Origin of the sequence: Carboxylicivirga taeanensis (assembly GCF_051851475.1) — a bacterium.
Classification (GTDB): Bacteria; Bacteroidota; Bacteroidia; order Bacteroidales; family Marinilabiliaceae; genus Carboxylicivirga; species Carboxylicivirga taeanensis.
This window is the reverse complement of the sequence record NZ_JBPUSJ010000003.1, coordinates 1-21,139: the sequence shown is the minus strand read 5'-3', so window position 1 is coordinate 21,139 and position 21,139 is coordinate 1. Positions and strand designations below refer to the sequence as shown.

Below are 21,139 nucleotides of genomic sequence, written 5' to 3'. Positions count from 1 at the left end.
TTCTAAAGTGAGTTGATGGATAAAAAGCAATGAAGCAAAAAATGATTATGGTTTGTATGCCTGTTAATACAAATATTATAGGTTCTTAGATGTTGAAATGACCAGTATTTATACCTTTCTGAATAGTTTATAAACAAAGCTTAACGAACTAAAGGGTAGCTTTATTTGCAAATATGAAAGATATAACGAATCTATCTGTTTTTGGTCTATGAATGGTTTAAAATCAAACCAATGATTGATTCATTACTTTGGGGAAAGTCATTACCGACTGGCAATAGTTTTTTATACAGGTATTGAAATAGGAAGGTAATAATCCAAGGCCTTGTGCCAGATAACTTAGCACAAAGGAAAACAGATATTATTATATTTTTGTCATTGATTTAACTAAGAAAGTTAATAATGGGAGCAGCAGTTGGGAAGTGTTATGCCGTTTTGCTTTTTATAGGATTCTTTTTTAGCCATACGGTAGGGGCTTATGAAATTAAACACCTTGGTATTGAAGATGGATTAAGCAACGGTTATGTCAATGATTTTGAAGTCGACTCCTTGGGATATTTATGGATAGCTACATCCAATGGTCTGAACAGACACTCTGGTTATGAAATTCGTAACTATTCCTTTAATCAAAAAAACAATAAGGGGGGAAATAGAATTATTGAGCTCATTAATCATGAAGGTGACCTTTTTGTGATTAATACAGGAGGAAGTATCCATAGATATCGATACGAATATGATGACTTTGTTGTACTTGGCGAAGCTTATGAGCATGAATTTATATCTGCATGTTTGGTTGAAAATAACTACATGATTATAGGCTTGCTAAACGGTATAATGGTATTTGATTTATCGACCAACCAGTTTAGTAAAGTACTCTTCTCAGAGCTGTCATATAATCGTCACCTAAAAGCCCTGGATGAGAAGGTGTACTTAGCAACGTCTAAAGGTATTCATACCTTCCAATTTCAAAATGGGGAACTATTACAGCGTGAAGTGTATCTGGAGAAAATGGACATCATCCATTTTGACTTTGATGAGAGTAAAAGGCTCTGGGTAGGTACTGAAAATAATGGATTGATAATTATAGGCGGTCAGGAACAGTTGCATCACTCAACCCTGTTTAAATCAGTCAACAGTTATAATACTGTTCGAAGTATTGCCTTCAATAAGCAAGGCGAAGCGGTTGTTGCCGTTGATAGACTAGGTTTATTTGTTATGGATAAATCTCTAAAGGTCATACAACAATTCAGTCATAACCCGGATAATGCAAATAGCATCAGGCAGAATAGTATTCACGATATTTTTATTGATGATTTTAATACTTATTGGCTTGCATCAGGAGAAACTGGTATTGATATCTTGTACAATACCAAACAGTCTTTTATGAATATCTCGCACATATTGAATAAGACGAATAGCCTGCACAATAATAGTGTTCGTTCGATATGTGAAGACGCCCTTGGTAATATCTGGTTTGGTACCGAAGACGGTTTAAGTCGGTTGGCTACTAATGGACAATGGTTGGCTTTTAATCAGGCAAATCAGCTTTCTGGTATTCCCGTTTTATCTCTCTCAAAGTGTAACGAGCATTTAGTACTTGGAACATATGGCGAGGGAGTTATTGAGTTAAACCTGACTAATGGAGTTGCGAGTTCAAAAAAGCTGTTGGAAAAACCACCTCATAAACTGGTTTTCACAACTTTTGTGGATGCTGAAGAATTATGGATTGGCGGTACAGATGGGCCAGTTATGTGCTACATAAATGGAGGTTTAAATCGAACCTATCCGATTGGAAGTGCCAAATGTTTCGTTAAAGGACGAGATGAAACCATATATGTTGGGGGTATGAATGGGGTTTTTGAGCTGAACAAACGCAATGGGAGTTATCGAAAACTGATATATGCATCTGAAACGGCCAATAATGTTTTAACTAACGTATATGGTTTGTACTATGACCATCATGGCAAATTATGGATTGGAAATGACAAAGGCTTATTTGTCTACGATCTGGATACAAACATGGCCGAACAATTCAGTCCTGAAAGAGACAAGCATCTTGGTACTGTATATTCTTTGTTGGATGATAGTGCACACAATCTTTGGTTGGCGGCCAGTACTGGACTTTGGAAGCTCGATATTGATAAAAAACACTTCAGGCATTACGATAATAAAGATGGTATTGAGGCTAATGAATTTGGTTTTGGGGCCGCTGCAAAGTTAAATAGCGGCGAATTGGCTTTTGGAGGTCCCGATGGTGCGGTTATTTTTCATCCCGATAGCGTTAAGGAGTACAAAAATATTGGAAGGTTACGTGTATCAGAGTTTCTAATTAATGGGTTAACACCAGACTCGTCAATTGTGACAAAAGATATTAACTTCATTGATGAACTGGAGCTTACCTATAATCAAAACTCGCTTTCTTTTACATTTGAAATAGTTGAGTTGCATGGGCCACGAAAGAGTAATTTTGAATGGCAACTTATTGGGTACGATGATCAAGTTATTCAAGCATCAAATAACCGTATTGCCAGTTATAGTAAAATTCATCCCGGCAAGTATCAGTTGCTTGTTAAAGCTATTTCACCTGAAGGGAAATATCTGGATTCAGAGTATCGCCTAAATATTAACATATTAAACCCACTATGGTTAAGGTGGTGGGCTTTTGTTATTTATGCATTAGTATTGTTGGGTTTAATTGTCCTTTTAATTACGATTAATCAGACCAAGCAGAAACAACGTTTTAGTGATGAAAAAATACAGTTTTTTGTCAACGTTGCACACGATATCCGGACGCCAATATCCCTTATTCAATTACTGGTTGAGCAGCTTCCCAAAAATGAAAAGAGTCAGCATTCGCTGGAGCTCATAATGCGAAATGCCGGTCACCTTAATGAATATGTTTCGCAGTTATTGGAATTTCAAAAGGCAGAACGTCAAAAACTTAAGCTTAAGGTGCAGCAAGTAGATTTGAAAAAGCTGCTCAAATCTATATCAAATGATTTTCAACCTTTGCTGGAGAAGAAGTCGATGGACTTGCAAGTATCATCGCACGATGTTAATTTATGGGTCGATAAGGTAAAAATAACTCGCGTGTTTAATAACTTAATTTCCAACGCTATAAAATATGGCGAAGAGGGGGGATGTATTAAAATTGAAACTAAGTTATTTGACGAGAAGCTCAGAATTGATATTATTGATAACGGTCTGGGGGTGCCGGAAAAGCAGCAAAAACAAATATTCACAAGATTTACGCGAGGTGATAATGTACGCTTAAGTGGCATATCTGGCACTGGCATTGGACTAATGCTAGCTAAACACATTGTTGAATTGCATCATGGTAATATATTCTTCGAAAGTAAAGAGAACATTGGCTCTACATTTACTGTGGAATTACTACTAGGCTCCAGTCATTTTAAGGGAGATGAACTAATTATTACAGAAAGTCAGGGTGAAGAAAATCAACGTGTATCTGATATTATTGGGGAAAACAAGTTAGTATTACTGGTTGAGGATAACGATGATTTGAGGGCCACTATTAAATCAGAGCTTGCCAAAAACTATCGAATTATAGAAGCATCTAATGGTAAAGAAGGGTTGGTGCTGGCGGTTGAGAAGAATCCAGACCTGATTATTACTGATGTAATGATGCCTCAAATGAATGGGAAAGAACTCTGTCAGGTTATTAAAAGTAATTTTAAAACCAGTCATATCCCGGTTGTGATGATTACTGCCTTAAGTGGTATCGACGATAAAGTAGAGGGGCTTGAGGTTGGAGCTGATGCCTACGTTGAGAAACCATTCAGTATTGATGTCTTAAAAGCTACGATAAACAATCTATTGCGCACACGTCAGGCATTAGGGCAGACAATCAAATTAGAAAAGGATAAGAAACAGAATGCTGCATCACCAGATGAGCAGTTCCTGTCAAATGCCGTTCAACTTATTAAAGAGAACTTGACAGACAGAGATTTTACTATCGATGTGCTTTGCGAGCGATTAGGCTTAAGTCGCTCCAATTTATTCAGAAAACTGAAAGGGCTTACAGGTATGACACCGTCTGACCTTATGATTAAAATAAAACTTAACCATGCTGTGGAGTTGTTCAAATCGGGTAAACATATGCGAATTGCTGATATAGCATATGAATCTGGATTTCACGACCCAAAATATTTCAGTACGGTATTCAAAAAATTCCATGGTAAAACACCAAAGGAGTTTATGGATAGTCAGAGCTAAATTTTTACAATATCGAAACAAACAAATGCGGGAGGACATCTGTCTTTGCGCATTTTTTTTGAGGTTAATTCAAATACATGGCTATTAAGTGATCTTACTTTTGAATTTATTACAATGGAGTGTAGCTTTTTGTAGTTCGTGATAGGCTGTTCATCAATGCTTTGTGTTTTCAGATTTAATATTCAACCTATCTGCACAGTAATCAAACTCTTCTTTTGTTCTTGTTTTTCATCTTGCCAACGTAAAAGTGCATGGTGTTGTAATCAAAGGATTCAAACCAGACGATGTACTTCTTAAAAAAGATTGTCAATAAAAGTTTAGTAAAGTAAGACATATGAAGATTATCTATTTTGTAATCACTGTGGTAGTTGTCGCCGGAGCATTGGCACTGGTCGGGCAAAAGAAAGGAGACATTCCTAAGAAACTGGTTAAGGATTATAATTACGTTATTGGAACACAAACAGTTGGTTCAAAATACCAATTTACGGATGAATCAATGCTAGTGGAAACGGCGCGACAAATAAAAGACATGGGCTCCAATTTATTGAAATTCTCCATGCATCCGCGTTATTGTACCGAGAATTATGGTTTGCCTGAAAATAAAGAGATTACCTCCTTAACAAAACTGGCGCAACTCGAACCTTCTGTCAAAGAAGTGCTTAACATGGATTTTAAATATTATCACATTTGGGTATATGGTTTTTCGCAGTACTTGCCTGAACCTCCGGGGCAGAAAAACGATACCACTCAGATTAAGTTTATTGGTGGGTATTCTGACTACTATGCCAATGCACTTTACGAGGAGTTGTACGAACTGACAACCTATATGCTTAAAGAGTTTAATAACTCAGGCAAAGTGTTTTACCTTGGTAATTGGGAAGGGGATTGGCATCTTCGATGGGATTACGACCGCACAAAGCCGGCCGATGAAGAAACTCTTGCAGGTATTTCGAAGTGGTTCAAAATTCGTCAGAAAGCTATAGATGATGCAAAGCGCGACACCAAATATGAAAATGTCGAAATCTACCATTATATAGAAGTGAATCTGGTGCAGCGTGCAATAGAGTTAGGCGATAAAGTCTTAACCAATTCGGTACTGAAGGATGTGAATCCTGACTATGTGTCCTATTCAACTTATGATGTTACTAATCCACCAAAGACAGAAATTGAGCTGAATAAAAAGCTGAAAAATGCATTGGATTACATTCAATCATATTTACCTCCCAAAGATGGCTTACCCGAAGGTAAACGTGTGTGGATTGGAGAATATGGTAACCCATTTATTAGTCATGGAGAAGAATTACAAAATGAACGGGCCAAATGGGTTATTAAGGCTGGCCTTGAATGGGAAGCACCTTTTATCCTCTTTTGGGAAATGTACAATAACGAAATAAAGAAAGAAACTGGCGAACAAGTGGGGTATTGGATGATTGACGATGAGGGGAAGAAGCAGAAGATTTGGTACACGCATAATCAATTTTACAAAGAAAGTCAGCGATTTTTAGAGGGGTATTACAAGGAGCATAACGAGGTTCCATCTAATAGCACCTTTGGGAAAGCGGCATTAAAATTTAAAGCACTTAAATAAATAGCTATGCGTATACCTTTAGTTCTATTATTTTCTGTTGTGAGTTTTGTAATGAGCAGGGCTCAGGCAGTAGAAGGTGCCACGTTTGATAAAGCTCCAAAGTTAGAGAATTACAATTTTGTATTAGGTACACAAGCCATTGGAGCTAACTATAAGTTTACCAAAGAATCTTATTTAGTGGAGCAGGCAAAGCATATTCGCAGCATGGGCTCCAATATCCTTAAAATATCTATGGGTAAAAACTATACCAAATCCTATGGTATGAAGCCGGCTCACGGTATTAAATCAACTCTTGATCTTCTTAAGAAAAAGAAAGATTACCAGCAGGTGATGGATATGGATTTTAAATATATTTTTGGATGGGTGCATACCTTTACATCAGCCAAGTGGCAGGATGGTTTAACTTCGCAGGAGAAGCTGATGCTTTATCGGGAAATGTATGAATTAACGGAGTATGTGCTAAAGGAATACAGCGGCACTGGTAAAACGTTTCTTTGGGGAAACTGGGAAGGAGATTGGTTATTGCATGGTCTTGGAAAACGAAATGCGATACCATCAGATAAGAAAATCCAGGGCATGATTGACTGGTTCAATATCCGCCAGATAGCGGTGGATGATGCAAAAAGGAACACACCACATAATGATGTTGAGGTCTGGCACTACGTAGAGCTTAATTTAGTCTTAAAAGGTATTGAAGGGAAAAAGTGCATCGTTAATAGTGTGTTACCATATACCAACCCCGATCTGGTGTCCTACTCGAGTTATGAAATTATTAAAAATAAGGAAAGCTACGAAGAGTTAAAAGGGGCTGTTGGTGAAGTAATGGATTACATTGAGAGTAAAATGCAGGATAAAGAAGGTATTCCTTTCACCCGCCGCGTATACATTGGAGAGTATGGCTATCAGACTAATGCAAAACAGGATGATAACGATCAGTATTTCTTGACTAAACGCATGATGAAACTTAGTCTTGATCTCAGATTACCGTTTTCATTGCATTGGGAAATGTATAACAACGAATACACCAATAAAGGGGTATCTAAGGGTATGTCAATGATTAGTGAAGAAGGACAAAAAAAGCCAGTCTATTATTTGCATCAGAAATATTACGCAGAGATGAATGCATACTTGCAATTATATAAAAAGGAGCATAAGGCATATCCTGAATTCGATGATTTCAAGCATAAGGCCATAGGAGTACTTGATACGCTATAGAAAGGGATTGTTTATGAAGAAAATCACATTCATATTGATTTGTTTATTCTGTGCCTTTGGTGTCAATGGACAAATTGACTTTTCAGAAGCAATTAGAACAATTAAAAGCGGAAACTGGTCTGATCCGTCCATTTGGTCAGGGGGATTTATGCCAGGTGCTCAGGATGACGTAGTAATAATGGATACCCATTCTGTTTACATCGATTTACAGGGAAGTGTATCTGGCGAAAGAATATCGCTTTGCCATCATCTCAAAATAAACCAATCAGCCCGGCTTAGCATGGGACACAATACTGATAATTTTGCCAAGGAATTAGTCATTTATGGAAGCATCGAATGCCATGGAACTTTCTCAGCAGGCCGTCTTCAGCCCGGTAGTTCAGGAGATGGTTCATTGTATAAGTATAACAGTCGCATCTATCTGAACCTCCAGAGTGGCACAACTTACTTAACAGGTAAGGGATATTTTCACCCACAAACATTAAACCTGTTTAGCGAAAGTGGCGAAAAGCAGGTGGTTGTCGATTTATATAATCTGGTTACTGATGAGAATTTGGTTGTCAAGTCCAATAATCGTGTGACTGTAACAACGGACCGTTATTCATACATCAATGTAAAAGGGACTTTGGGCTTGTGTGGAAGTACCTATCAATGGAGCTCATCCACAGCAAAAGCTGATTTGCAGGTAAATGGTATCATTGTTTGTAATGATCTTAGTTTGTTTACCAAAAATGCAACAGAAGGAGAAGGCTCATCCATTACAATAAATGATGGCGGTAGCATTTATACTCAAGCTATTAATAAGGGCATTCCGAATATAAAATCAGACGCAGCTGGTTATTTGCTTTCAATTTCACAGAATGGGCTCCTTCGTTTGGGTGAAGGAGTCAACTTCGCTAATTTGACTGAGGATAATCCAAACTTCATCCTACTTAATAATGGGGAGGTACGCAGGCATTATAGTGAAACATTAACCACATCAAGTCAGATTCTTGATTTAATAAATCAGTATAAACCATCAGTGAATAACAAGACGGAAAAGCTGCGTGATATTTTTGGCGCTTCTCACATTGCTGGCTGGTATCATTTTACTGATAAGCCCTTTATGACAGAGGGATTAGACTTTTATGAGGAATTTGGTTCAACAGCCATTAAAACAACATTGAGTGCGACTAATGGTAAAATGGCAGCTGCCTACCCTTTTAACCATAGCTGGAGTAATGTCAGTCGCGTGGTTGAGCTATTGGACGTGCCTGAGATACAAGATTTATACAGTCGATCAACTATTAATACGCACACCTTTTGGGTAACCACCAAGAATAAAGGGAATTATAAAGATGGACCCGATTTTCAGCACGCTTCATTTCAGGATGAAGAACAGCAGTATTATGAACTAACTGCTAAGTTGCTAATGGATTATGGCCATTTAAATAAAACCTTTGTCTATCAAAATTGGGAAGGTGACTGGATGTTGCGCGGACAAGGAATTCTTTGGGAAAAAGACCCATCGTTAATTCCGGATGATGCAGAGTGGCAAATGGCAGGTATGGCTCGCATGTTTAGAGCTCGGCAGCGAGGGACGGAACGGGCTCGAGCGGCATTCCCTGATGCCAAGGCAAGAGTCATGCACGGGATTGAGTTAAATAAGCTATGGATGCAGAAAGATGGGCAGCGCCTAACCATGATGGACAACGGCACGCCTTGTCTGGCAGCTAATGTAATTCCACATTGCCGGATTGATTTGGCATCTTGGTCTGCTTATGATGGTGGTTGGGAAAATGCACAGTACCCTTTCCCCTCAGCCATGTGGACAGGTTTGGAAATCATTAATTACTACACTACTGCTACGGGTAAATACGGTGAGATGTCCGTTCAGATTGGTGAATTCGCAATAAACGAAAATGGACCCTATTCAAATCATAGTCGTTCACAGATTCGAACTAAGTACGACAAATTGTGCGGCCTGGCATTGGCCATGGACTTGCCTTATTTCTACTTGTGGAACTTATACTGCTCTGGACAGCAAGGAGCCCCAGAAGGATTTACATGGGAGAAAGGAGTCGAATATGAAACTAATTTTTTGTATGAATGGATGGATGGGAAGTGGTTAATTGAACCTGATGGGACCTGGGGGCACGCCGCTGAATTTTTAATGGAGCAATTTGATACAACAACTAATACGATTGACCTCGAATGCCAGGATCTTACTTATCGCATTAGCCCTAATCCTGTAAAAGTATTTGCAAAAATAGCGGGTCTGTCAAATGCAACCTTGAGCCTATATGGTATGAGGGGCGAACTTATAAAAAAAATTACAAATTATAATAGTGAGTTAATTGATGTCAATTATTTACCTGCTGGCACATACTTATTAAATGTTGATGATGGGCAGCAATTGACTCATATAAAATTCATAAAACAGTAGCTAAAATAGATTCAAATGAAAAAATTACTAATCTTATTGTGGTTCTTGGTGCCCATAAGCCTTATGGCACAGGAGCTAAGTATTTCAGGTAAGGTCTTAGACAAAGAATTGAATGAACCACTTCCTGGAGTGACAGTGTATATTAAAGGAACCACCACGGGGACAATAAGTGGCAATTCGGGTGAATTTACTATTAAAGCCAACAAACAGGATGTACTAGTTTTCTCCTTTATTGGAATGAAAACAAAGGAAGTGTTAGTTGGTGAAGAAACTAAGCTAACAGTCTTTATTGAACCAGAAATATCTGAGTTAGATGAGGTGGTGGTCAGTGTTGGTTATTTCAATGTCAAAAAAAGTGACTTAACAGGTTCTGTGGCACAAGTGACATCACAGCAAATGGAGAAAGTACGAACTAACTCGGTTGAGCGCATGCTGCAAGGACAGGTAGCTGGTGTGGTTGTGAACGAAAATTCAGAACCAGGTGGTGGTGTGAGTATCTCCATTCGAGGCACCAACTCAATGTTGGGGGGTACGCAGCCCTTATATGTTGTAGATGGAATTCCTATCGATCCGATTCAGGATGCACAAGGGAACAATAACTCAGGTCAGGCACAAAGTTCATTAAGTTTCCTAAATCCGAACGATATTGAAAAGATGGAAGTGCTTAAGGATGCCGCAGCAACCGCGATTTATGGTGCTAGGGGAGCTAATGGTGTTGTAGTAATTACTACTAAGCAGGCAGATGGCAAATCTGGGAAAGATCAGTTTTCGGTAAATGTAGATTTCGCATTGGCTGAACTAAGCCAGCAAATAGATGTACTAAACGGCCCTCAGTTTGAAGGGTACATGAATCAGCGCGCTATCAATCAACTTTATGTTGATATCACTAACCCTGGTCGTGACGGAATGGTGTTTGACGGCACCCAAGCTTTAACGCCGGAGAATTTTGAAGAATTAAATGGATATACATTGCCTTATCCGACCACAACTGGTATAAATACCAACTGGCAGGATGAGGTTTATCGTAAGGCATATTCTAAATCATTTAATGTGGCATACCGAGGAGGTGACCCAAATGGAAATTTATCAATTAGTCTGGGGCTATCTGATAATCAAGGGGTAATTATCGATACGGATTATAAGCGCGCTACATTTAACATGAATGGTATGCGTAAGGCGCTTGATAATAAAATAGAAATTTATTCCAAGACCAATACCTCTTATGGAAAAGGAAGAGCTTCTTCAGTCGGCAACGGTCAAATGTATGCAGATAGGAGCGTGGTGTCCAGTGCCCTGACTTTTCAACCTATTTTTGGTTTGTTAGAGGCAGGTGAAGATGATGAGATCTATGCTGAGCTAAATGAAGGACAAATAATGTCTAATCCTTATACATTGGCAAAGTATGTTGAAGATCAAAAAACAGCTATCACATTTAATCAGGCACTATCGGTTGTTGGAAAAATTTCACCTCATTTAAGTGCAACTGCCAAGGGGGCCTTCAACTACCAAAAAAGTTTACGTGATAGCTATTATCCTACTTTTACAACACGTGGTTGCCGTAATAATGGGGAAGCAACTCAGTCATACAATCAAAATATAAAGACTTATGCGGAAGCAAATTTGCATTATGTGCGAAAGTTTGGACAGCATAAGTTAGATGCCATTGCTGTTGGAACCTATGAGGTTAACAACATTAGAGCCATGTTCAATAAAGCTTACGGGTTTGGAAGCGATATGACAACGTACTATACTTTTGAATCGGCCACTGATATTATGGTGCCTGTAAGTAGGTTTACCAGAGTAGGCTTACTATCAGGCCTATTTAGGGTTGGTTATAATTATAAAGGGAAGTACTATGTTGATGTAAACGCACGGATGGATAGTTCTTCAAAGTTTGCAGAAAACAATAAGAGCGCTTTCTTTCCTTCTTTAGCATTAGCCTGGAGAGCATCTGAAGAACCTTTTTTAAAGGATTCAGAATCCATTTCGAATCTTAAGCTAAGAGCATCATATGGTAAAACCGGAAGTAATCCAATTGCACCGTTTCAATCGTTAGGGACAATGTCGCCTATTCGTTATAACTTCAATAATCAAGTGGAAGTTGGTTATTTTGAAGCGAATCTTGCCAATCCAGATCTTACGTGGGAAACTACTGATCAGTATAACGCAGGGGTTGATTTCAGTATGTTTAATTCAAGACTAAACTTTACTCTCGATGGCTATTATAAATTGACTCATGATTTATTACAATTAGTTAATTTGCCTGCCTCAAATGGTTATGCCACAAAAGTTGATAATTTTGGAGAGGTTGCAAACAAAGGGTTGGAACTGACTCTTGGTGTAGATATTATTCGTCAGGCTGAACTGCAATGGAATGTTCTGGGGACTTTTAGTATTAACAGAAATGAGTTAGTGAAATTGAACTCAAACCTGGAATATCAGTTAGGGCCTGCAGTTGGGTATGATAAAACTTATCCATCCATGTTTATGGAGGGGCAGCCATTGGGAATCTTTTGGGGAGCCGAAACTGAAGGTATTTATGCCAATTGGGATGAAGCTAAAGCAAGTGGCATTAATGATGCAGCAGCTGGTGAGATAAAGTATGTTAATCACTCGGTTGATTACGATGAAGCTGGTAATCCATTGGATGTTCAAACAATTAACTTCGATGACTATGTGCAAATTGGAGATCCAAACCCGGATTTTACAGCCTCTTTAAATAGTAGCTTGAGCTATAAAAATTGGGATTTAAGCATTCTTTTCACTGGTCAGAAAGGGGGTGATATCTTGTGGGTAGATTCATGGCCTTTAAATGCTCTAAAGAAAAGCATCAATGTATCTACAGAGGCCTATGCTGATTCCTGGAAAGCACCTTTATCTGTAACACCAGTTTACGATGAGGCAACAGAAGGTTATACTTACGAAGTTGTTTACAATCCTGCTGCTGGTCAAACAACAGGAGTGCTCAATCCTGGAGCTGCCACCGATGGAGGTCAGCGAGCCATCGTTTCTGATCGTCAGATTTATGACGGTTCCTTTATCAAATTAAAAAACATCAATATTGGTTATACTTTTAGGTTTCAGAGTAAGAAAAGCTTGCGACTGTATGCCTCCGGGCAAAACCTTTTAACCTGGACAGACTATCCTGGCTATGATCCCGAAGTACAGGCCTTTAATAAAGACCCCCAGCGACGTGGGATTGATTTCGGTGCCTTCCCCGGCACGAGAAGTTATGTATTTGGTGTTAAACTTGATTTTTAATCAGCAAAACTGTTAGCAATGAATAATTTTAAATATATCGCAATCATTCTTGTTGGGCTAATGATGTTTACATCCTGCGAAAGTTGGTTGGAAGAAGAGCCTAAAACACAAATCGCAACGGATAATTTCTATCAGGATAAAGATCAGGCACTGATGGCTTTAACAGCGGCTTATGCGCAGTTAAAAAGTGGCCCTGGCTATTATAATCAGCAATTTTTGTCAAATGTTTACGCATCTTCAGACCAAGGAACATCCAGTTGGAAGCACGGCGATTTTACCAAAGGCATTTTGGAATCAACAAATGGTGCCTTGCCAATTACCTGGAACGAAATTTATGTAGCTATTCGTGATGCCAATAACGTTATTCATAAGGTTGCTGATGTTGATATGGATGAGGTAATAAAATCCCGTATCATTGGAGAAGCTAAATTTTTGCGTGCATTACATTATTTTAATCTGGTACGTTGCTGGGGAGAAGTGCCTTTGCGCACAGAGCCTGTTCGTCCGGGTGAGGAAGGTGGATTGCCTGTATCTTCGCGCACCGATATTTACAATGTAATAATTAGTGATCTCAAACAGGCCTCAGAAAATTGCTGGGGTCGAGGGGAAGTACGTCTGGGAGAAACGAATGATTTAGGTCGTGCAACCGCTGCGTCAGCACAAGCATTATTGGCTCGAGTGTATCTGCACATCGCCTCTTCAGTGCGTTGTGCCACCGAAGGTAGCGCTGGTTGTGCTCCGTATGCTGAGTTTGGCACTAACTACAAAGCGTATTATGACTCATGTCGGGTAATGTGTGATTCTGCATTAATGCAACCCGGTTATGCTTTAGCATCTTCTTATCAAGAGTGGGAAAAGATTTTCGATGCGGATAAAGGCAATAACCCAGAAATGTTGTTTGAGATACAGGGCTCATCAGCAACGGGACAAGGTACCTCTGTTTCCAACCTATTTAGTCCTCGTAATGCAGGGTTAAGTGGTGGAGGTTGGGGAGGTACCAACAAAATGATTGCCGGTTTTGTACAAAGCAATGTTGATTATACAGATGTGCGCTTTGATAATGCTATTATCCATGCCTATGAAGATAACACATTTAGTTATGAGTTGCTTCCAGCATACAATGGCTATGCCCGTTACTTATTAGACACAGGCGAACGAAAAGGTGCTGTATATAATGTGTTTACTTCCAAGTTTATCGATAGTGATGCGACTACTGAGTATACCAGTCAGCAAAATTGGCATGTCATTCGTTTAGCCGACGTTTATATGATGCGAGCTGAAGCCTTGGCTGAAATAAATGAGGAGCCTGCACTTGCCAATGCAGACGTCAATATCTTAAGAAGTCGAGTAGGAATGACTGGCTTAGATTTTTCAGGCTTATCAATGGCTGAATTCAGAGAAGCTTTATTGCGCGAAAGAGCAGCTGAGTTTTTTATGGAAGGCCAGCGTTGGTTTGACCTAACACGCATGGGGGTTTACGAAGAAAAGTGCAAAATAGCTTTTGATCCTAAAAACCAAGGTAAGATACAAGGAGTGCGTGGTCCTGAAGATTATACTTGGCCAATTCCTATCACAGAGGTTTCTGCAAATGATAATATTGACGAATAAGATGATCAGAATAGTTTGTGTAGCAGTATTAAGTCTGGTGATTTTACCAGGCTTGGTACAAGCTAAAAAAAAGAATGAGAATGGCCGCCCTAATGTGGTGTTCATCATCTCCGATCAGCATAAGAAAGATGCCTTAGGTTGTTATGGTGATGATTTGGTGATTACACCAAATATTGATGCATTGGCCAAAGAAGGGGTGCGCTTATCCAATTGTTATGTAGCAGCGCCTGTATGTGCTCCTAGCCGGGCTGCACTAATAACAGGGATGTATCCATTTGCCAATGGGGCTCCCTACCACAAGGCACCGGTTAAATTGGCTAATGGAAAAGAAAAACACATTGGTTCAGGCTTTCTGCGTGAGACAGGATACCATCAAGGCATCATTACTTTAGCCGAAGCTTTTAACGCCAATGGTTATATAACTGCTTCACCGGGTAAGATGCATGTGCATGGAGAGCTGCAAAAGAATGTAGATGAAGATCATCCCAATGGCAATAATATGGGGTGGGATGAAATTAACACCCGCTATTACACGCATTTTCCAGGGGGGCACTATCAGGATGAGGTGGGCGAAGACACTTACCAACGTTACCGTCAGTTTAAAAAATATTCTAAAGTTTACAAAGGTGGGCCAGGCCATTTAAATGAAGGATATGAAACAGCATTGGTGAAAAAAGATGAGGATAATTTCGATATGGTGGTGACTCGCAAATCAGTGGAGTTTATTAAGAAGCGAGGAAAAGATGGTGAAAACTTCTTTCTGCACGTTGGCTTAGAAAAACCTCACCCTCCTTTTACTACTACCCAAAAGTATTTGGATATGTACAATCCTGCTGATTTTACTTTACCTGAAACGGCCACAGAATGGCACAGTAATGGAAAATATCCGTGGGTTCCTGATTGGATTCACTCTGGCTGGCCAAAAAAAGATCCTGCTGCCACTAAAAACATCATGGCGTCGTACTATGCATGTATTACGCAGGTTGATGATATGGTCGGCCGTATTGTGGAGGCTTTAAAAGCTGAAGGTTTATATGATAATACCATCATTATCTATACAACGGATCATGGAGAACACCTTTTTGAACACGGCTTAAGAGGGAAACATTGTATGTACGAAGATGCTGTTAATGTGCCTTTTATTATATCATATCCTGCAATGTTGCCTAAAGATCAGGTGAATGATATGCTGGTGAGTTTTGTCGACATCATGCCTACTTTATGCGATTTAACTGGAACTGAAGTGCCCGGGACAGCGCAGGGAGTTTCCATTGTCAGCAATTTAAAAAATGGTACGCGCTTGTTAAATCGTCCAGTACTTTCAGAGTATCGCAGTGGCAATTACAATGGGTTCAAGAATATTAAAAACCTTCCTTCCCGAATGTTTCGTGTTGGAGACTATAAGTTTATCTATACCCATGGTATTATTAGCCAACTATATAATATAGAAAATGATCCTGATGAACTAAATAACTTGGTATTAGACCCCGCTTATCAGGATATGGCACGTGATTTCTGTTTTCATACTTTGGTCGATAAACCTTTTTTAGAGTACCAAAATATGGCTATCTCCATTAGCGATCGTACCATTAAATGGGAAGCATTTGAGCAGGCTCACAACTATGCCATTTATTATGCCTTAGAAAATGATCCAGGAGCTGCAAAAATGCTTGTGGAAGGGTTGACTGAACGCACATATAAAGTATCCAAAAAGGGATTTTATTGGGTCATGGCAAACCCCAAATACACTCGGTTATCGCCGCGTTTAGGTGAAGTGCCGGTTTACCTTGAACAATACACCTACCAATTGCCCATTACAGATGGAGTTGAGTTTGTTCCTAAGAACCAGAATTGATTTGTATTAGTTTGTAACAGGCATCTATTTTATAGGTGCCTTTTTTTATAATAAAAAGATGTTAAAGCGAATCCTTGTAATCTGTACATTTTTAATTCATTCGTTGTTATCTTATACCCAACAACCTAATATCGTTTTCATACTTGCTGATGACCTTGGCTATGGAGATTTATCCTGCTATGGGGCAACAGATATTTATACACCAAACATAGATAAGCTTTGTGAAGGTGGGATTAAATTTACACGGGCTTATGCTAACAGTACAGTGTGCTCGCCCAGCAGGGCAGCTATATTAACCGGTAATTATCCAGATAGAGTTGGAGTACCTGGTGTTATTAGAGATATGCCAGATAACACCTGGGGAAACCTTTCAAATGGAGTGCCATTTCTTCCAGCACAATTGAAAGAAATAGGTTATCACACGGCATTAATTGGCAAATGGCATTTGGGTTATGAATCACCTGATTTACCTAACGATAGAGGCTTTAATTATTTTAAAGGCTTTGTTGGAGATATGATGGATGATTATTATACCCATGAACGAGCTGGTACCAACTGGATGCGGGAGGGGATGGAAGAGATAACACCCAATGGACATGCCACCGATCTGTTTACTGATTGGGCATACGAGTATATTACAAAACAGACCAAGGCTGACAAACCCTACTTTTTGTTTTTAACTTATAACGCTCCTCATGATCCGATTCAGCCACCAGTTAATTGGTTAGATAAAGTACAGACACGGGAGTATAAGGCTAGTTTAAAGCGCCAAAAGATAATTGCGTTGATAGAGCACTTGGATGCGGGTATTGGAAGCGTGATGGACGCCATAGCTAAAAGCGGACAAGCTGATAGTACTATAATTATTTTCACTTCAGATAACGGTGGAGCCTTGAATTACGGGGCCAGTAACGGTTCATTAAAAGGAGGTAAAGGTGACTTGTACGAGGGAGGGATTCGTATCCCCTGTTTGGTTTATTGGCCGGGTAGAATAAGGCCAGCAACTATTTCACAACCAATTATTCTCATGGATTTTTTTCCAACCTTAATCGAATTGGCAGGAGGCATTCCTCAACAAACACTGCCCTCACAAAGTATAGTCAGCTTATTAATGGGGGAACAACTTAAGGGTGTAAACAGAGAAATGGTTTTTATGCGACGCGAAGGTCATCGTTATGGAGGGCGGGCGTATTATGCTATTTCCAATGATGAATATAAGTTAATGCAGAATTCCCCTTTTGAACCGTATCAGCTGATTCACTTAAGTGATACCAGTTCATTAGAAATACCTGTTGAAAACGCAATTATTAAGAAAGAATTAGGGAAACAATTAATGAAGCATATTCAGAATTCAGGGGCAACACCATGGCACTAAAAGGCAGTTGTTGAGGTTCTTAATAGTATTTCAACTCATCTGACCTGTATGTAAACCTTATTTTCTATTTCAAGAAATAGCTTTGATTTTGAAGAATAGATTTAAATCAAAAGCTAAAAAAATTAATATGAAAAGAACAATTACCCTTTTATTTTTGGCAATCGCCTTCACGAGTACTTTTGCACAAACTGTGAAAATAGGGAGTACGTCTTATTCAACTATTAACGAGGCCATTATTGCTGCCAGCAATAATGATGTCATCGACATTTCAGGATTGCATACAGAATCAATAACGATTGATAAGAATATCACATTGCGAGGCTCTAATCCATCTGCTGACATTATTCAGGCAGCCGCTGATCAGATTTCGGCAACTTCTCGTGTAATTTATATTGATGGACAAAATGGAGCTTCAACGGTGACCATTCAAAATTTAACGGTTAGAAATGGCAACGCGACAGATCACGGAGGCGGAATTTATGCAGATAAAGTTACTGGACTATTATCGCTTGATAATGTAACGATACACAATAATACGACTACAAAAAATGGAGGTGGTATTAGTACTGGTGGATCAAACGTCAATTTTAACCATTGCACGATAAGTAATAATTCTGCAACAGGCTCTGGTTCTGTTGGAACTGGTGGCGGATTGCATATTGTACCAAATAATGCAGCAGCCATTGATGCTGTTGTAAATGTAAAGAACTCATTAATTACTAATAATGTGAGTGCTTTAAAGACAGGTGGTGGTTTTATTGTAAATGGAAATCATCAATATGGAGATAAGTTCTTTATTGAAGTCAATTTTGAGAATGTATCTGTTGTTAACAATACAGCTGAGCAAGATGGTGGAGCAGGTCATATATTTGGTGTAGACTATACTGGAACAAATGGAACTGTTGGTGAGACAAATGTAATAGTTAAGATTGTACATTGTACGATGGCTTACAATACAAGTAATCAAAAGGCTTATAAAAACGGCTTGTCTTTTGCAAATGGAAACGCGACTACTGGACCTAAATTTGGTGTTTATAATTCTGTTATTGTAAGCGCCGATGAATTAGGTGCAAAAGCCCTTGATTTTGCAGGTTCAGAAACTATTGGTGCTGTAAATAACATTATTGGTGGTTCAAACGCTGTTCCTTCTTTAGTGACAGACGCTGCCAATAATAATATGACCGCAAAAACAGCCACTTTTGCGGGAATTGCTTCGAGCCTAACTGAAGCGGGAGGAAAGGTGAAAGTTTTGGCTTTAACAGATGCGGCTAATTCCATTGATTATTGCACAGCAGTCACTGGTATTACTTTACCAACAACAGACGCAAGAAACTATTCAAGAGATGCCTCTCCGGACGCGGGTGCTTACGAGTATAATGGTGTTTCAACCGACATAGATAATGTTAAAGAATTATCAGTTAATATTTTTCCCAATCCTGCTAATGATTACTTTGTTGTAACAGGAGGTAGCCAAATTAATCTTATTAATATTCACTCATTAGGTGGAGTGCTTGTTAAAACGGTTTCAAACTCTAATCAGGTGGACGTGTCAGGATTAACTAATGGGGTTTACCTGGTACAGGTTTCTGGTAAAAATGGTGAAACTATTAAGAAATTAGTTGTAAAATAGTTTGATTTATAAATAATATTGAAGCACTTTGACTTTGGTTAGAGTGCTTTTTTTAATCAATTAGTATGCAAAGGTATTTGTTTCTGTTTAGCATGGCGCTGGCTATCATCCTTCTGTATGGATGTAATAAAAAAGTAGAGAAGCCCAATATTCTGTTTATTATGACTGATGACCATGCGAGTCATGCAATTTCTGCTTATGGCGGTATTTATAGTGAGCATGCTCCAACTCCTAATATTGACCGTTTGGCTAATGAAGGGGCGCTAATGAATAATGTTTTTTGCACGAATGCCATCTGTGGGCCCAGTCGGGCAGCGATACTAACTGGGAAGTATAGCCATGTGAATGGGTACATGAAGAATTATAAAGGAGGAAAATTTGATAATCAACAGTGGACTTTTCCTAAAGAGCTTCAAGCCAATGGTTATGAAACTGCCATGATTGGAAAGTGGCATCTGGCATCGGAGCCCACAGGTTTTGATTATTATAAATACCATGTGGCTAGGGGCGAACAGGGGTATTATTGGAATCCGGTGTACAGCGATAATGGAGATACGGTTCTGGTAAATGGATATGCCACCAACTTAACAACTGAGTTTGCTTTGAATTGGCTGGATGAAAGAGATGAGGATAACCCTTTTTGTCTGATGTTGCAGTTTAAAGCACCGCATCGCCCATGGAAACCTGATTCTATCTACCAAAACATGTTAGAAAATGTTGAGTTGCCTTATCCAGCAACTTTTAACGATGCGTACGCTGGGAGAGAATTAACAGCTGGTAATACTGAAATGACCATGAGTGATTTCAGCCGTGAAGATATGAAGCTAACACCACCTGATTCACTAAGCGGCAAGCGGCTTCGTAAATGGATTGATTATGGTATCAATCGCAGTGAGAATGTGATTCCGGTTAAAGGTATGGGAGAGGAAGAGGCTCGTAAATGGAAGTATCAGCGTTACATGAAAGATTATTTAGCTACAATCCGTTCAGTGGATGATAATATTGGGAAAGTATTAGCTTATCTCGATGAGAATGGATTAACTGATAACACCATTGTTATTTATACTTCTGATCAAGGATTTTTCTTAGGAGATCATGGTTGGTTTGATAAGCGATTCATGTATGAGCAGGCACTTCGTATGCCTTTCCTGATTCGTTATCCAGATGTTTTAAAAGCGGGTTCCACGTGTAATGATATTGTATCAAACATCGATTTCGCTCCAACTATTTTAGAGATGGCAGGTGTGAAAGCACCAAATGAAGTACAAGGAAAAAGTTTCTTTGCCAACCTAAACGGAGAAACCCCGGATAATTGGAGACAATCAATGTATTACCATTATTACGAGTATCCTTTTTGGCACCATGTTCAACCTCATTATGGGATCAGAAATCAACGATTTAAATTAATTCATTTCTATTACGATGTGGATGTATGGGAATTTTTTGATCTTCAGAATGATCCCAACGAGATGAATAATTTGATTAATTCGCAGGAACATCAAGAACTTATTCAACAACTAAAAGAGGAACTAAGGTTATTAAAGGCAGAGTATTCGAATACGAAATCGCTTGATGAATTAAGACGTATTTCGGATACTGATTTTGGGGGATTGGAATCGTCTAAGCATTAGAAAAACATAATCGTTGTGGCTACCAGGGGCTACGACCGAAACTGTCGAAAATAAATCCGATGGTAGCCCATTACAGGCAGGTATTTTGTTGTGATAGGTTCTTAAAGTTGTTTCTTTTTTATCGAAAATCGCTTAAAACTGTGTGTTGCGAGTGCAAGGCAGGCAACACACAGTTTAGGTATTAGTATAAAAATAATTAACATTTCCAGCTTACCTTTGGTCACCATCATATCTTCTGATATTTTATTTTCCAATACTCTCGCATAAATCTGAGTGATTTTTAAAGATTTATGACCAAGAACTTTTGAGACTGTTTCA

11 protein-coding genes are annotated in these 21,139 nt (G+C 39.0%); 10 read left to right on the top strand and 1 reads right to left on the bottom strand.

Annotated elements, in window-relative coordinates; all coding sequences use genetic code 11:
* Positions 1-399 precede the first annotated feature (399 nt).
* The 10 genes from ACSX1H_RS05450 (at position 400) to ACSX1H_RS05405 (ending at position 20,821) form a co-directional block, all read left to right on the top strand.
* Positions 400-4,233 carry an ATP-binding protein gene (locus ACSX1H_RS05450; protein WP_439182770.1) on the top strand — a complete coding sequence of 1,278 codons (3,834 nt, stop codon included), beginning with the start codon at positions 400-402 and terminating at the stop codon, positions 4,231-4,233.
* A gap of 334 nt (positions 4,234-4,567) precedes the next feature.
* Positions 4,568-5,821, top strand: a complete 1,254-nt coding sequence (locus ACSX1H_RS05445) for a hypothetical protein (RefSeq protein ID WP_439182768.1) — start codon at positions 4,568-4,570, stop codon at positions 5,819-5,821.
* A gap of 6 nt (positions 5,822-5,827) precedes the next feature.
* Positions 5,828-7,036 (top strand): hypothetical protein, encoded by a 1,209-nt coding sequence (locus tag ACSX1H_RS05440; protein ID WP_439182767.1) that lies wholly within the window; start codon positions 5,828-5,830, stop codon positions 7,034-7,036.
* Between the two features lie 13 nt (positions 7,037-7,049).
* Positions 7,050-9,461: a T9SS type A sorting domain-containing protein gene (locus ACSX1H_RS05435; RefSeq protein ID WP_439182765.1), complete on the top strand. Its 2,412-nt coding sequence runs from the start codon at positions 7,050-7,052 to the stop codon at positions 9,459-9,461.
* Between the two features lie 15 nt (positions 9,462-9,476).
* A complete protein-coding gene (locus ACSX1H_RS05430; protein ID WP_439182763.1) occupies positions 9,477-12,722 on the top strand; it encodes a SusC/RagA family TonB-linked outer membrane protein in 3,246 nt (1,081 codons plus the stop codon).
* 18 nt (positions 12,723-12,740) lie between these two features.
* The gene (locus ACSX1H_RS05425; RefSeq protein ID WP_439182761.1) at positions 12,741-14,330 is read left to right on the top strand and encodes a RagB/SusD family nutrient uptake outer membrane protein; all 1,590 of its coding nucleotides are present in this window, start codon (positions 12,741-12,743) and stop codon (positions 14,328-14,330) included.
* 1 nt (position 14,331) lies between these two features.
* A complete protein-coding gene (locus ACSX1H_RS05420) occupies positions 14,332-16,185 on the top strand; it encodes a sulfatase family protein (RefSeq protein WP_439182760.1) in 1,854 nt (617 codons plus the stop codon).
* Between the two features lie 58 nt (positions 16,186-16,243).
* The gene (locus tag ACSX1H_RS05415) at positions 16,244-17,560 is read left to right on the top strand and encodes a sulfatase family protein (protein WP_439182758.1); all 1,317 of its coding nucleotides are present in this window, start codon (positions 16,244-16,246) and stop codon (positions 17,558-17,560) included.
* Between the two features lie 127 nt (positions 17,561-17,687).
* Complete coding sequence (locus ACSX1H_RS05410) at positions 17,688-19,190, top strand: T9SS type A sorting domain-containing protein (protein ID WP_439182757.1); 1,503 nt, start codon at positions 17,688-17,690, stop codon at positions 19,188-19,190.
* A 65-nt stretch (positions 19,191-19,255) separates the two neighbouring features.
* The gene (locus ACSX1H_RS05405; protein WP_439182755.1) at positions 19,256-20,821 is read left to right on the top strand and encodes a sulfatase family protein; all 1,566 of its coding nucleotides are present in this window, start codon (positions 19,256-19,258) and stop codon (positions 20,819-20,821) included.
* A 101-nt stretch (positions 20,822-20,922) separates the two neighbouring features.
* On the opposite strand, the gene ACSX1H_RS05400 is transcribed toward ACSX1H_RS05405, so the two are convergent.
* A partial coding sequence (locus ACSX1H_RS05400) for a hypothetical protein (RefSeq protein WP_439182754.1) occupies positions 20,923-21,139 on the bottom strand: 217 nt, incomplete at its 5' end.